The sequence below is a fragment of the Wolbachia endosymbiont of Mansonella ozzardi genome (assembly GCF_020278625.1).
Taxonomy (GTDB): domain Bacteria; phylum Pseudomonadota; class Alphaproteobacteria; order Rickettsiales; family Anaplasmataceae; genus Wolbachia.
In genome coordinates this window covers 1-13,326 of record NZ_JADAKK010000029.1, presented here as the reverse complement: position 1 = coordinate 13,326, position 13,326 = coordinate 1, and the positions used below count along the sequence as shown (strand labels likewise).

Sequence of the window (13,326 nt, the reverse complement as noted above, 5' to 3'; positions counted from 1 at the left end):
CAAGGGTGACGGTGAAGATTGTCAAGTAGTTTTTTTTCGTTTTCTATTGGGTAGCTTTTCTCTACTGTTGTCTACTATTATGTAACAAAACCCGATAGCTATTGATTTTTACAACTAGTGCAGATACGATAAAGCTTTAAGCATTGAATAATGGAGCAATTTGGAAACTTTTATATCACTACACCAATATATTACGTGAACGACAAACCACACATTGGTCACGCATACACCTCCCTTTTGTGTGATGTAGTGGCAAGGTTTATGAGGCTTGCTGGAAAAAATGTCAAATTTACTACCGGTACAGACGAGCACGGACAAAAAATCGAGAAAGCAGCTAAAGCACGGGGAATGCAACCAAAAGAATTTACAGATGAAGTAAGCGTTTCATTTAGGGAATTAGCTAAGTCCATGAATTTTCAATATGATGATTTTATCCGCACCACGGAAGAACGTCACGAAAAAGCAGTGATAGCTTTGTGGAATAGGCTTGAAGAGAGAGGACAAATATATCTTGATTCTTACTCAGGTTGGTATTCAGTCCGTGATGAAGCATTTTATCAGGAATCGGAGCTGATAAATGGTAAAGCACCAACAGATGCAGAAGTTCAGTGGATAAAAGAAGAGAGCTACTTTTTTCGTTTGTCGAATTGGCAGAACAAATTACTGGAGTTATACGAAAACCAGCCAAATTTTATCTTTCCTGAAAGTAGAAAAAATGAAGTGGTATTGTTTGTAAGATCAGGACTCACTGACCTTTCAATTTCGCGCACTAGTTTTAATTGGGGAATAAAAGTGCCAGGCAATAACAAACATGTAATCTACGTCTGGGTTGATGCACTCACTAATTATCTCACGTCAGTAGGCTTTCCTGGTACTAAAGGTGAAGAATATAAGAGGTTTCGGGCAAATGACAGCTCTTCCAATGTTCATGTAATCGGTAAAGATATATTGCGCTTTCACGCCATATATTGGCCGGCTATTCTCCTTGCAGCAGATTTGTCACTGCCAAAACAAATTGCAGTGCATGGTTGGTGGTTAAATGAGGGAGAAAAAATATCTAAGTCTCTTGGCAATGTCATAGACCCAATTGGCCTGGCTGAGGAATTTGGAGTTGACCAGTTACGCTATTTCCTCCTCCGGGAATCGAGTTTTGGCCAAGATGGTAATTTCAGTAAAAAAAACATGATCAACCGAGTAAATTCAGAATTGGCAAACAATATAGGCAATTTAGTGCAAAGAACAATTTCATTTTTACACAAACAATGCTCGGGAATTGTGCCAACAATCGATCAAAGCCTACTTAAAGGTGAGGAAAGCCTTACAAATTGTAAAGCTATACTCGATAAAGCGATGGATCATCTATCAAAGTATGAGTTTAACCAAATTATACTCTTAATTATTAACATATCTTCTGAAGCCAACGCTTATATAGATAAAAGTGCACCCTGGACATTGAGTAAAACTGATAGAGAGCGCATGAATTTAGTAATCTATAAACTACTCGAATATATCAGGATAATTGGTATTTTACTGCAGCCAATTGTCCCAAGGTCAGCAGAAATGATACTAGATCAAATACAAATTCCAAAAGAACAACGCGATTTAAAATCTCTGTGCAATGCGTGCGTAAGCTTAGGTATTACACTACCTAAACCTACTCCAGTTTTTTTGAGGGTTGAGACTAAAGAGGAGAAATAGTTAAACTATTCCTCCTAGGTGGGGTTACCTTTAGTAACGAGAGTATGTACTGCTGGTCTCATGAAGCACACCTGATACTTCAGGCTTTGTCAAAAACACACTCACAATAGGTGCTGCTGAACAGTAGCAAACATTGTTCCTCTCAATGCTGCCTTAGCCGTGCCTATGCCCCATTCAGTTCAGCTTTGACCATTTCGAGTTGAATGATTTCTAGTACTTTTTTCCTCACCAGGTTCTGTATCATAAAATACACCCCCGTCTCAGATTTAGTTGGCTGACTTTCTGAGCTAGGACTTTCATCAAACAGGCTCCTAAGAGCTACAGGATCTAAAACCTCCTCCTGCTGTTTTTCCTCTTTAAATAGATTCCTGAGATCTGCGCAGTCCAAAACCTCTTCTTGTTTTTTTCTCTATTCTCTTGACGTTTCAGTATGTCATCTTCACTAAGATTAGCAATAGCTTTATTCTTAGCCTCTATTACTTTAAATGGAAGACCAAGACTTAGAGCTGCAACTGGAGTTAGGAACCCAATATAAGGAGCTACAGCAAATATTCCTGATGCTAATAGAGTTCTCTGATAGCCAAAGCACCACTTACAAGATAAGGCTCATTAGTTTTATTAAATATATTTTTCATTATATACCTCACTAGAATTAATTTACTATTTTATAGCATGGATGAAGAGATATGTCAAGCTTATTAATAAATTAATAAGCTACAGCAAGGATAGATATTGATAAAAGATTGCCTAAGGCTATGAACTGTGTCTCTCCATATAATCTTTGAATTCACCTCTGCTGGAGTCAAAATACAGTTTCACACTGCCGATTGGTCCGTTCCTTTGTTTTGCAATAATGAGCTCTGCAATATTTCTAATTTTCTCCATTTTTTCTTGCCATTCTCGATGTTTATTGCTTCCTTCACTTGGCTGCTTTCTCAGCTCATAATATTCTTCTCTGTAGAGGAACATTACTATATCTGCATCTTGCTCTATGCTTCCCGAATCGCGCAAATCAGCAAGTTGTGGTTTTTTGTCGTCTCTTTGCTCGACAGAACGAGAGAGCTGCGATAGTGCAACAATAGGAATATTCAACTCTTTTGCAATTCCTTTCAAACCCTGAGTCACTTCCGAGATTTCTTGCACTCTATTTTCATTACTCCTTTTTGTTGTTCCTCTGATTAACTGCAGGTAATCAATAAACACCACTTCCACATTATATAATTGATACAGCAGACGTATTCTGGTACGAAGAGCACTTATTGACAGTGCAGGAGTGTCATCTATGATGAAAGGCAATTCAGACAATTCTGCACTAGCATTAATGAATTCATGCAATTCAAAATCACTAATTCTTCCGGTCAGTGCCTTATAATAACTAATTCCCGAATCTATAGTGATCAATCTTGCAGTTAATTGTTCCGCTGACATTTCAAGTGAGAAAAATGCTACGTAGTGTTGTTTATCTGCTCTTTTTTGCAAGACCTTACAAGCATTAAGGGCAATGTTTAGCGCCAGTGCTGTTTTACCCATAGAAGGTCTTGCAGCTAGAATTAATAGGTCAGATTTCTGTAGACCACCAAGAAGCTGATTTAGGTCTTGGAGTCCGGTTGTAATGCCCAGCGCTTCTGGATTATTTTTCAACGTGCTGATTTTTTCAACTACATCTTTAACCGAGCTTGCAAGCTTTATATACGTCTTCTCGCCTTGCTTTTTTACCGCTAAATTGAACAACTTAGTCATTGCTTGTTCAATTTGCGCCTGTGCAGGGTTTTCGACGTCATAGCTGTAACTATCATCAACTATCTCCTGCCCGAGCTTGATTAAGCATCTTCTTAAATAAGTATCACGGATTATTCTAGTCAAGCTGTAGATATCAAGCGCAATACTTGCCTTCGCTGCGAGCTTTGCAAGATATTCAACTCCACCGCACTTGGTAAATGCTTCATCGTTCTCAAAAAACATTTTGAGGCTCAGTTCATTGGCAACTATGCCGTGTTTTCTGGTTTTAGATATCTGAGTAAAAATACTCTGATGCAGTGGATCATAAAAATTGTCTGCTGCAATCATATCTTCGACTGCATCACAAATTCTATTATCACGAATCATTGTACCAATGAGCATTTGCTCCGCTTCCAAGTTATGTGGTAATTTGCATATTTCTTTACCTATGCTTCTTGAATCGATGAGATCAGCTAATTTATTCATTCTAAGTTTTTAGAGCAACTATCGATTATTGTAGAATATTTAGTCCTCGTTTGAAAGATGCAAAGGTAAAAAATTTTGACTAATTTCGTGTTGCCTATAGTATTAAAACTTAAGCCCCTGTGGTGAAATGGTAGACACGGCAGACTCAAAATCTGTTGCTCGCAAAAGCATGCTGGTTCAAGTCCAGCCAGGGGCACCCAAATGTTGGAAAACACATATGTTACATAGGGTTTTTAATCGCTTATTTTCTATTCTCTCTTCTATGAATGCTATTCAAAAGGTAAAAAAGGATGAGAATGGAATATGCTATGTAACGGGATTTAGGCGCTATATGTCGGCATTGCTTGATTTAATTATTATCGTTTTGTTCTTACAGTTCTGTAGCCTGGCTTTAAATCAGCTCTTTACAAATTCAGAAGACAGGAAAATATTAAGCGAAATAATTGCAAAATATCAGGTGCAAGCGCCAATTTCTGCGGAAGAGAAGGCAACGCAGAGCAAACTTGTTAAATTAATGATTCTAAATCAAATAGTCCAATTTATCATGCTATTTAGCTATGTTGCATATATGTGGATAAGGTTCGCTGCTACGCCAGGAAAGCTACTACTTGGACTCAGAGTTGTGGATGAACAGACTTTTGGAAAAATGACCCTGAAACAAGCAACGAAGAGGTTTTTCTCCTTTATATTGTCAGTTGCGCCATTATTTTTAGGTTTTATATGGTCAAATTTCGACAAACGTTTCCAAACTTGGCATGACAAGATCGCAGACACGGTGGTTATCACGAATAAAAGCCTTAGAAGACAGGACAAAAAAACTACTTGACAACCTCCACCGTCACCCTTGTCATAGTAATGAAGCTATTTATTTAACTTCCCAGTCTGTGCAGATTAAAATGACAAGAAAATTTGTATTTGGCGTATTATTGTTTAATTTTTCGCACTATGTGCACTGCATGTCTTTTTAAAACTTCGGTTTTTACCCATACAAGCTGAAACGCGCTTATAAGTAGTTTAGAGCATCACCCAACGCCGGATTTTAAAATAGAGAGTGGAATAACTAGCTAACTTGGGATTTTATTGTCTTTTTTTTCTGCTTGGTAAATTTCTTAAATATTATAGCTTAGACTAGTTGCGTTTAAAAGCAGCTAAATTGCTGCGTTTAAGACATAAAAATGCCAATACTAAAAATAAATACTGACCAGGGTTTCTTTTGTCTTTTTTTACTTGGTAAGTTTCTTAATACTTAGACTAAAAATCAGATTGCAGGGTTAAGTCTTCCACCCAAACGACCACGTACTCTACCTGCTTGTTTGGACATATTTCTTGTACTAAGGTTTTATAGATCGATATTTGCTTTTTTATCTCATTTAACGAGAAAACAGAAACGTTACGGTGTGATTTATAATCAATTATAATTGCTTTATCTTGCGTTATACACAGCCTATCTAGCCGTACTAACATCGGCTCTCCATCAATTGTTCCACTCAGTGTAATTTCTGATTTACCTTCTAAATCAAATAGATAATCATATTTTTCATTAAAGGCTAATATTTTATTGTAAATTTCATCTTTATCTTCCCTGGTGTTCATATTATCGAGATATTTTCTTACCCAATCTTTTCTCCTGTCTTTCTCTATCTTAGGCATATACTGCAATATGCTGTGGATGATTAGGCCTCTTGCATAACCATCTGTTGTTCGCGTACTTGTCATCCCAATGCTTCTTTTTTTGCCATCTAAGTAGCCAGACACTGGGATCCATTCTTTTTTTTCACTGGATTCCAGCATCAAGTGCTGAAATAACAGAGGGGGGGGTTGGGATAATGAGTGAGTAGTTGATGCTGGTTCTCCTTTTTTTTCAGATGTCTGGGGTGACATAGACAGGTTTGGTGGAGGCGAAATCACTGGAACATCAAAATAATCACGTTTTTTATAAACAGAGGGGTAATTTGCATTTACACACAGCACTTCAATCTTTTCTTTAAATATTGGACATAAGTCTGCTTGTTTCTTTTCATATGGTTCTCCATACTTAGTAATTAAATCATACCAAGAGCCTTTTTGCATTGGCTCCTTACCTATAATGTATAACTCATCTTCAGCACGCGTGAGCGCTACATATAGCAAACGCAAATATTCATTATAATCCTCTAGTTTTTTCTCTCTTTTCACTTGATCACAATAAGCGTTGTCATTTTTTCCACACCAAAATGGTCTTTCCATTGCATCAAAAACAATGCTTTTATTGTTTCTCGGAACTGTGTTTGTATCAACCAAAAACACTACAGGAGCTTGTAGACCTTTTGATTTATGAATTGTCATTATTCGTACGGCATTGCGCTCTGACTGCATATCATTTTTAATTTCCGGATTATTCTCCTTGATCCACTGAACAAATGCTTGAAGAGATGGGTTCTCAAATTGCAGTACAAGGTTCATGAATTCATCTAAGATCTCAAAGCACTCAAGACCTAGCCTTGCAGCAAATTTCTTCTTACCTGTGCGTAGTACATGCGTGAATAATGTAAGGGAGGACTCCGTGTGAGATAAGTCAATGAGATAATTTAATTCACTATAGATGACCTCACAATAATCCTGAAGTCTTTCCCATAACGACTGTTCTTTACGGTTGTATGCAACATTGAATAAATCATCCTCAGTGAAATTAAATAGTGGTGATTTTAAAACATTTGCAAGAGCTAAATCGTTTGTTGACAGGAGTAAAAATTCAGCCAAAGCTATCAAGTCCTGTACAGCTATATAGTCCATGATTCTAAAATAGTCCCGTCCTATAACCGGTACGTTTGCTTTTTTAAGTTCACTTATTAAGTAGTCAACTAACACGTTTCTCTGCCGTACCAGGATCATAATGTCCCTTGGTTCTATATGGCGGTCTTTAGCAACTAAAATTCGCCCTTCATTTAACCAATTGTAAGCTTTGTGGGCTATTGCCTGAGCGAGTAATCGCTCTGCTATTACATGATCTTTTTTCTGTGTTAAATGAATTTGTAAGGCTTGCTGCTCTTCCTTTTTACATCTTGGCAATAACGGCCAAATTTCAATATATCCTTGATCGTTTTCTCTATGTGGAATATGTTTTATTTCACTATCGATAAAAGATATCTCTTCACGAAAGTTGTTAAATAATCTGTCTACAAGTGCTAGAATGTGTGGAGTGGAGCGAAATGATTTTTCGAGTTGACACGATATCCAGTCTCTGCCGCCGGTTTTTGTGTGAAAGTATTGTTGCATATAATTGAATAGGTGAGGGTTTGCCCCTTGAAACCTGTAAATAGATTGTTTTACGTCACCAACAACAAACAAGGTTCGCTTTTCACCACCACCAGTAAAAAATTCATCACAGAGATTTGTTATAATTTTCCACTGACTGATGCTATTGTCTTGCGCCTCATCAACAAGAATGTGGTCTATTTTTTGATCTAAGTTAAACAATACCCAATCTTTATAATCCTGGTTGCCGAGAAGATTTGTTGCTAAATGGATTATATCATTGTAGTCAATCAGTGCTTTCTTTGATTTTTCATCATTGTATAGATCAACGTACACTTTAAATATTTTGAGTAAACTACTGGTTCTCTTGAATATTTGATAAGAATGCACACCTCTCACATGAGTAAATACTACATTTTGAATATTTTCTATGATCTGTTCTGCATCTCCGAATTTTTCCAAAGTACCCTTTGTTATGATGGACGATATGCTTTTTTTTTCGTTTGATTCTGGTTTTAGAAATACTTTGGTTAGGTTTTCTATATTGGTTTTATCCCATTGCTTGACAATGGGATCCATATTTCTTTTTTTCCAGACTTCAGCTTCACGCGCTAGAATGACAGATGAGTTACACCAATTGTAGAGCATTGTACTGTAACTTTGATCTCTTTTGCTTCCCTCGCTTAGTATTTCAGCTAACCTTTTCACGTGCTCAACCGTTTCACTCTGTAACCCATGAATTTCATCTGGGGCACTCAGTTTATCTTTGATATACTTCAAATCATCTAACAACAACGGTCTTCTTACGCATAAAGTATAAAGCAGGTCGCGTAGTTTGTTTTCATCAACCTCGGACGCGATAAGGTTAATATCATCCTGCACAGTTTTGTCATGAAGCGTTTTGTCAAATACGATGGAATGTAATTCTTTGCATTCGCTCAGCGTACAATCTGGAGCGACACCAGCTTCCACAGGAAAGCTAGAAATCAATTTGTAACAAAAAGCATGTATGGTCTGTATAGTCAAACCAAGATTTTCCAGTTCAGAGAAAAGCCTTCTTGCTTGACCTTCGTTTTCTCTAGATCCTAATGTTGAGCACTGGGATGACAAATGGGGGTGCTGGGATGATGCTGAAGGATGATATGACGTGTGGGATGACACCAAAGAGAGACCCAATTGCTCTAAGTCTGCTGCCAACACATCCCCTGAGCATATTGCCCACTTACTGAGTGTACTGTGAATGCGACTTTCCATCTCGTTTGCTGCAGCATTGGTAAATGTTAAGCAGAGAATATTCCTTTTGTTTTCCAATAAAAGTCTTAATACTCTATCTATTAAGATTTTTGTCTTGCCTGTACCAGCAGATGCGTTTACCCATACAGAGAGGCTAGGATTGATTGCATTTAATCTCATCAAAAATGTAAAAATCGTATAAAATTTGAATAAAATGGCATTACAAAATATAATGTGAAAGTAGTATTAGTGAAGATATACAAATGAAAAGTTTTTGTGTAAAGGGTCATGCAAAGATTAACCTTTTTTTGCATGTTGTAGGAAAAGAAGAAATAGGGTATCACTTAATTGAAGGCTTATTTGTTTTTGCCAATCTTTCCAATTTTTTGGAAATAAAGGTAGGTGAAAAGGATTTCAGATACGACAACTCTATAGTTGAATTTGTAAATTCCGAACTTAGAATAAATAACAGGTACAACACTGTAATGAGAGCAGTTAATCTATTGCTTAGATATGCTCCTGTGCGAACTAAAATAATTGTAAAGGTTGTGAAAAATATACCAATTGCTGCAGGTTTGGGTAGTGGCTCATCAGATGCTGGAGCTATAATACGTACACTAGGGAAGTTATGGAAAATTGATAGATCAATCTTAAATGAAATAGCTTTGAGCGTTGGTGCTGACGTTCCTGCAAGTATAGATAGTAAGCCAGTTTTGGTTAGAGGTATTGGTGAAGAGTTGTGTCCCATAAAAAAACTCTCTCTACCCACAAACATAGTACTTGTGAAACCGAAAAAAAAGTTCTTGAGCACACCAGAGGTATTTTCTAAATATAAAGGGGATTTCTCAAAACCAATTGAATGGAGCGATGATGCTGAAAAGGATCTGCTGAAGCTTCTCAAAGAAACGAAAAACGATCTTCAAGAGATAGTAGTAAGTCTTATACCTGAAATTGAAGATGTGATATTAGCACTAGAGTCACAAAAAGGCTCTATATTGTCTCGCATGTCAGGCAGCGGTGTAGCGTGCTTTGGGATGTTCGACAACGAAGAGAACGCAAAAGCTGCCACAGCAAATATTAGAGAAAAGCAGCCAGAATGGTGGGTATGTGACACTCAATTGATAACTTGATTTATTGGTATAATTCCTTTAGTTTCTACGAATAAAAACTTTACAGGCAGTTACGGGAAAGGAAAATTTTTGGTGAATGATCAAGAATATCACGGCTCAATTATAATTTTTCTTGAAAAGGTGATTGAACTAAAAGAAAGTGATATAAATAGTAAGGAGCATTTTAAATCTTTTTTAACAGAGGAAATAGAAATTTTGTTGATAGGTACCGGTAAAGCACGCAACGTATTAAATACCTCATTGAAATCATATCTTATGGAACAAAAAGGTTTAAGTTTTGAATTTATGACAATAGGTTCTGCATGCAGAACCCATAACATCCTGATATCCGAAGACAGGTTTGTTATCACTTACTTAAGGGCCATATAGCATGCCTGAAATGTTTACACAGGACTTTTTTATCAATAGCCTGATTGCGATAGTTATAATTGGCCTCGTAACAGGTGCGTTAGGGTCATTTATGATATGGCAGAGATTGTCGTATCTAGGTGATAGCTTGTCTCATTCTTCGTTGCTTGGCGTTGCACTGGCTTTAATTTTCAGAACCACTCCCTCAATCAGCATAATGTTTATAGCAATTGCCTTTGCAATACTGCTTTCCCTCAATTTTGATAGATTGTATTCTGTTGATACGATATTAAATATCGTTACTAACGTAGTTTTATCATCAAGTCTAATACTGATGTCCTTTCTTCCATCAAAAAATAGCAGCATTATTAGCTCGCTATTTGGCGACATATTAACACTGGAGCAGGGTGACATAGTATTGATTTTTTTAACTTCAGTAGTGGTTGTTTTGATATTAGCATTTAGATGGCGCTACTGGCTAATAATTTCAATCAACCAAGATTTGGCAATAGTTGAAAAGGTTAACGTAAATTTGGTCAGGTTAGAGTTTTTAATTACCCTCGCCATATTTATAGCAGTTTCTGCTCAACTAATAGGAATATTACTCATTGCTGCATTTTTGTTAATACCGGCTGCATCTGCAAGGCTTATCTCAAAAACTCCAGTGCAGATGGTTATCATTGCAACGGTTTTTTCTGTGGTCTCTGGAATATCAGGTCTTATATTATCTGCAAGCTTTGATTTATTAACAGGGCCTGCAATTATACTTATTGCAGCTGCATACTTAATTGTCGCTTATTTTATGAAGTTAATATTAAATAAAAGCTTAGCTCCACTCTAGGTGTTAACGGTCTAGTAATTATGTGATACAACTACTTTAGAACATTGTTGTAGAAACGCTAATCATGAAGTGAGTATGCATGAAAGTTACACCATCTAAGATCAAAAAATTTCTAGAGAAACCTGATACTTTAAGTGGTGTGTTAATTCATGGAAGCGATAATAGTAGAATTGATTTTTTCGCACAGGAGGTAATTGCCGGTTTAGATGAGTATTCAGTTCAAGTAATGGACTTTGCAACAGTGAATAAGTCACCTGGTTTATTACTTTCTGAGTTAGCAAACGTTTCGATATTTGCTAACAAGAAATTAGTTAAGCTGATAAATGTAAGTGGGAGTATATCTAAAGAGTTAAAAAATGTATTGGATCATAATACAAATGATCATTACGTAATGATGATAGCAAATGATCTACCATATAGTTCTGCAACTAAAAGTTATATGGAAAGCTCAAAAATTTTTGGCGTAATTGCTTTCTATAAAGATAGTAGCAGTAATCTTTACAACATTGTATCCAGTTACTTGAAACAAAATGACGTAAAATGCACAAGTGAAGTAATTTACCATTTGCAATCTTACTTTAATCATAGCAAGCTACCTATATACTCAGAACTTGAGAAATTAGTTTTGTATCTGGGGGAGAGAAAGGATCTTAAACTTGATGATGTAGAACTGTGCCTTTCAGCCTCTAGCAATGATTATGTTACACTTGATAACCTGTGCTTTGCTATAGCAAATAAAGATATGGCAAGTTTTATCAAAATTTCCGATACACTGATATTACAGGAGAATTTTTCACCAATAGCGTTAATTCGTATTATATCAAATTATTTCCTGCGCCTTGAAAACGTTTTGCTGTCGATACAAAGCGGAATGAGCGAGCAAGCTGCAATTGATCAGCTGAGCCCCCCATTGTTCTTCAAGCAGTTGCAGAATTTCAAGCTTCATTTGAAAAATTTTCAACTTTTAGAACTTAGGAGGATCTTAGAAAGATTGATAAGATTAGAGGTCATCTGTAAAAAAACTGATTTAGACCATAAAATGATCTTTCAATATGCACTGCAAATGGCCGACACTTGAGATATTAGAGTTAAAATATTTTCCTGTGGAGATTGCTCACAAATTGTAGCTCTCATGTCAAGCACTAAAAGATGTTGTTTATGATTTATCACTTTTACTAATACAATTTACGTGCTATAATTTAAGCTTTGATAGATAAAGTGCAAAGAAGTAACATAAAAGTAGAGATAAAAAAATTGTCACACGGAGAGGATTTGCCTCTTCCCTGTTATGCAACTACACAGAGCGCTGGTATGGATCTTTATGCAGCACTGAATGACTCTGTTATTTTAAATCCGCTTGAAAGGCTACTCATTCCAACTGGAATTATAATCGCAATATCAAGTGGTTTTGAGGGACAAGTCCGCCCGCGTTCTGGTCTTGCTGCAAAACATGGAATCACTGTTTTAAATTCTCCAGGCACTATAGATTCTGATTATCGAGGTGAGGTTAAAGTTTGCTTAATTAATCTCAGCAATCAACCATATGAGATAAAAAAGGGAGATAGAATAGCACAGATCCTTATTAATTCCGTGCCTCAGGTGATTTGGGATAATACAGAAGAATTCTATGTAGAAGAAACTAACCGAAATGCTGGGGGTTTTGGTTCAAGTGGTAGGTAGTTTATGCAAACGCTATCTGTTAGTTGATTTTCACGTTAAAAATTTCTTGACCGAGGTAATTTTTTACATACAATTTTAAGTATATTAATAATTTATTAAAGAGGTAGTTATGCCAATTTTTAAAAACCACCATGGTCAATTCCATACAACAAACACTGCACTTGTTGCACTTACTTCTCTGTATATCGCAGGCGCAGCAGTAGCACTTTCGTCACCATATTGGGCACCTTCATATTCAGTTTTAGCTCCACTTGTAGTTTTTGCAGCTACACCACTTGGAATAGGTATACTAGCAACTGTTGCTGTTGCACTAATTGGCTTAGCAGTATATGCCATTAGCAAAAATAACGAAATATCTGAAGAGAAAGCTTCGAAGGTTACTCAGGATGGGCTATTAGTAAGAAGAGATGTATATGGGGAAATGAAGAAAGATAACCAAGTTAAAGATGAACAAGGTAATGTGAAACAAGGTCAATATTATATAGGCTTCAACTTAGGAGATAAGAGCTACCGTGTTGTTGTTGGTGATAAGCCTACCAAAGAGCTAGGTAATACTTTACTCTTCAAAATAGATTCACTAGAAGTGAAAAACAATAAGGGTGAATATGTTTCAACAAGTAATAAGCCATCGGAAGAATTAGGCTTAAATAAAGAAGGTGCTAAAGAGGTTAGCACTTATTTGGGTAAACTTCTTTCTGTTACACCTGCTGGACAAGGACAAGGGCAAAAACAATAAGTAGTATAGCTTAAGTAAAACAAAGAGGTAGACTGGGTCCGCCTCTTTTTCTCTTAAAAGTTCTTGCATTTCAAGCACCACGTAAGTTGTATGAGTATCGTGTTGAGCCTCCAAAGGTGCTCTAAGTAGTTCATTCTCCTGCCATCCCAGAACTTTTCCTCCTGTCACCAAGTAGCCTTTTCTTGTTATCCCAGCAGTTGATACTAGGATCTACTGTCTAA

At 36.6% G+C, this 13,326-nt stretch carries 11 protein-coding genes and 1 tRNA gene; 9 read left to right on the top strand and 3 right to left on the bottom strand.

Annotated features, from left to right (window positions below; genetic code table 11):
• Positions 1 to 150: 150 nt before the first annotated feature.
• Positions 151 to 1,698 (top strand): methionine--tRNA ligase, encoded by a 1,548-nt coding sequence (gene metG / locus IHO40_RS03570; protein ID WP_225536796.1) that lies wholly within the window; start codon positions 151 to 153, stop codon positions 1,696 to 1,698.
• A 163-nt stretch (positions 1,699 to 1,861) separates the two neighbouring features.
• Here the strand turns inward: metG and IHO40_RS03565 are convergent, their stop codons facing one another.
• Together IHO40_RS03565 and IHO40_RS03560 are read right to left on the bottom strand one after the other, a co-directional pair.
• Positions 1,862 to 2,086, bottom strand: a complete 225-nt coding sequence (locus tag IHO40_RS03565; protein ID WP_225536795.1) for a hypothetical protein — start codon at positions 2,084 to 2,086, stop codon at positions 1,862 to 1,864.
• A gap of 365 nt (positions 2,087 to 2,451) precedes the next feature.
• Complete coding sequence (locus IHO40_RS03560; RefSeq protein WP_225536794.1) at positions 2,452 to 3,903, bottom strand: replicative DNA helicase; 1,452 nt, start codon at positions 3,901 to 3,903, stop codon at positions 2,452 to 2,454.
• Between the two features lie 113 nt (positions 3,904 to 4,016).
• Between IHO40_RS03560 and IHO40_RS03555 the strand changes: the two genes are divergently transcribed.
• Both IHO40_RS03555 and IHO40_RS03550 read left to right on the top strand, forming a co-directional pair.
• Positions 4,017 to 4,099, top strand: a tRNA-Leu gene (locus tag IHO40_RS03555).
• Positions 4,100 to 4,120: 21 nt separating this feature from the next.
• A complete protein-coding gene (locus tag IHO40_RS03550; RefSeq protein ID WP_225536793.1) occupies positions 4,121 to 4,729 on the top strand; it encodes an RDD family protein in 609 nt (202 codons plus the stop codon).
• A gap of 425 nt (positions 4,730 to 5,154) precedes the next feature.
• Here the strand turns inward: IHO40_RS03550 and IHO40_RS03545 are convergent, their stop codons facing one another.
• Complete coding sequence (locus tag IHO40_RS03545) at positions 5,155 to 8,550, bottom strand: UvrD-helicase domain-containing protein (RefSeq protein ID WP_225536792.1); 3,396 nt, start codon at positions 8,548 to 8,550, stop codon at positions 5,155 to 5,157.
• An 83-nt stretch (positions 8,551 to 8,633) separates the two neighbouring features.
• Here IHO40_RS03545 and IHO40_RS03540 point away from each other — a divergent pair, with 83 nt between their 5' ends.
• The 6 genes from IHO40_RS03540 (at position 8,634) to IHO40_RS03515 (ending at position 13,105) form a co-directional block, all read left to right on the top strand.
• Positions 8,634 to 9,500 (top strand): 4-(cytidine 5'-diphospho)-2-C-methyl-D-erythritol kinase, encoded by an 867-nt coding sequence (locus IHO40_RS03540; protein ID WP_225536791.1) that lies wholly within the window; start codon positions 8,634 to 8,636, stop codon positions 9,498 to 9,500.
• A 12-nt stretch (positions 9,501 to 9,512) separates the two neighbouring features.
• A complete protein-coding gene (locus IHO40_RS03535) occupies positions 9,513 to 9,869 on the top strand; it encodes an Mth938-like domain-containing protein (protein WP_410543358.1) in 357 nt (118 codons plus the stop codon).
• 1 nt (position 9,870) lies between these two features.
• Positions 9,871 to 10,689, top strand: a complete 819-nt coding sequence (locus IHO40_RS03530; RefSeq protein ID WP_225536790.1) for a metal ABC transporter permease — start codon at positions 9,871 to 9,873, stop codon at positions 10,687 to 10,689.
• 79 nt (positions 10,690 to 10,768) lie between these two features.
• Entirely contained in the window at positions 10,769 to 11,767 is a 999-nt protein-coding gene (gene holA, locus IHO40_RS03525) for a DNA polymerase III subunit delta (RefSeq protein ID WP_225536789.1), read from the top strand.
• Positions 11,768 to 11,907: 140 nt separating this feature from the next.
• A complete protein-coding gene (gene dut, locus IHO40_RS03520; protein WP_225536788.1) occupies positions 11,908 to 12,369 on the top strand; it encodes a dUTP diphosphatase in 462 nt (153 codons plus the stop codon).
• A 109-nt stretch (positions 12,370 to 12,478) separates the two neighbouring features.
• Positions 12,479 to 13,105, top strand: a complete 627-nt coding sequence (locus tag IHO40_RS03515) for a hypothetical protein (protein WP_225536787.1) — start codon at positions 12,479 to 12,481, stop codon at positions 13,103 to 13,105.
• Positions 13,106 to 13,326 lie beyond the last annotated feature (221 nt).

What these genes read in the sequence shown, in the direction of transcription:
- IHO40_RS03550 (WP_225536793.1), top strand. Translation starts at nt 4,121, where the DNA reads ATGTTACATAGGGTTTTTAATCGCTTATTTTCTATTCTCTCTTCTATG.
- IHO40_RS03530 (WP_225536790.1), top strand. Translation starts at nt 9,871, where the DNA reads ATGCCTGAAATGTTTACACAGGACTTTTTTATCAATAGCCTGATTGCG.
- IHO40_RS03540 (WP_225536791.1), top strand. Translation starts at nt 8,634, where the DNA reads ATGAAAAGTTTTTGTGTAAAGGGTCATGCAAAGATTAACCTTTTTTTG.
- IHO40_RS03515 (WP_225536787.1), top strand. Translation starts at nt 12,479, where the DNA reads ATGCCAATTTTTAAAAACCACCATGGTCAATTCCATACAACAAACACT.
- IHO40_RS03545 (WP_225536792.1), bottom strand. Translation starts at nt 8,550, where the DNA reads ATGAGATTAAATGCAATCAATCCTAGCCTCTCTGTATGGGTAAACGCA.
- holA (WP_225536789.1), top strand. Translation starts at nt 10,769, where the DNA reads ATGAAAGTTACACCATCTAAGATCAAAAAATTTCTAGAGAAACCTGAT.
- metG (WP_225536796.1), top strand. Translation starts at nt 151, where the DNA reads ATGGAGCAATTTGGAAACTTTTATATCACTACACCAATATATTACGTG.
- IHO40_RS03560 (WP_225536794.1), bottom strand. Translation starts at nt 3,903, where the DNA reads ATGAATAAATTAGCTGATCTCATCGATTCAAGAAGCATAGGTAAAGAA.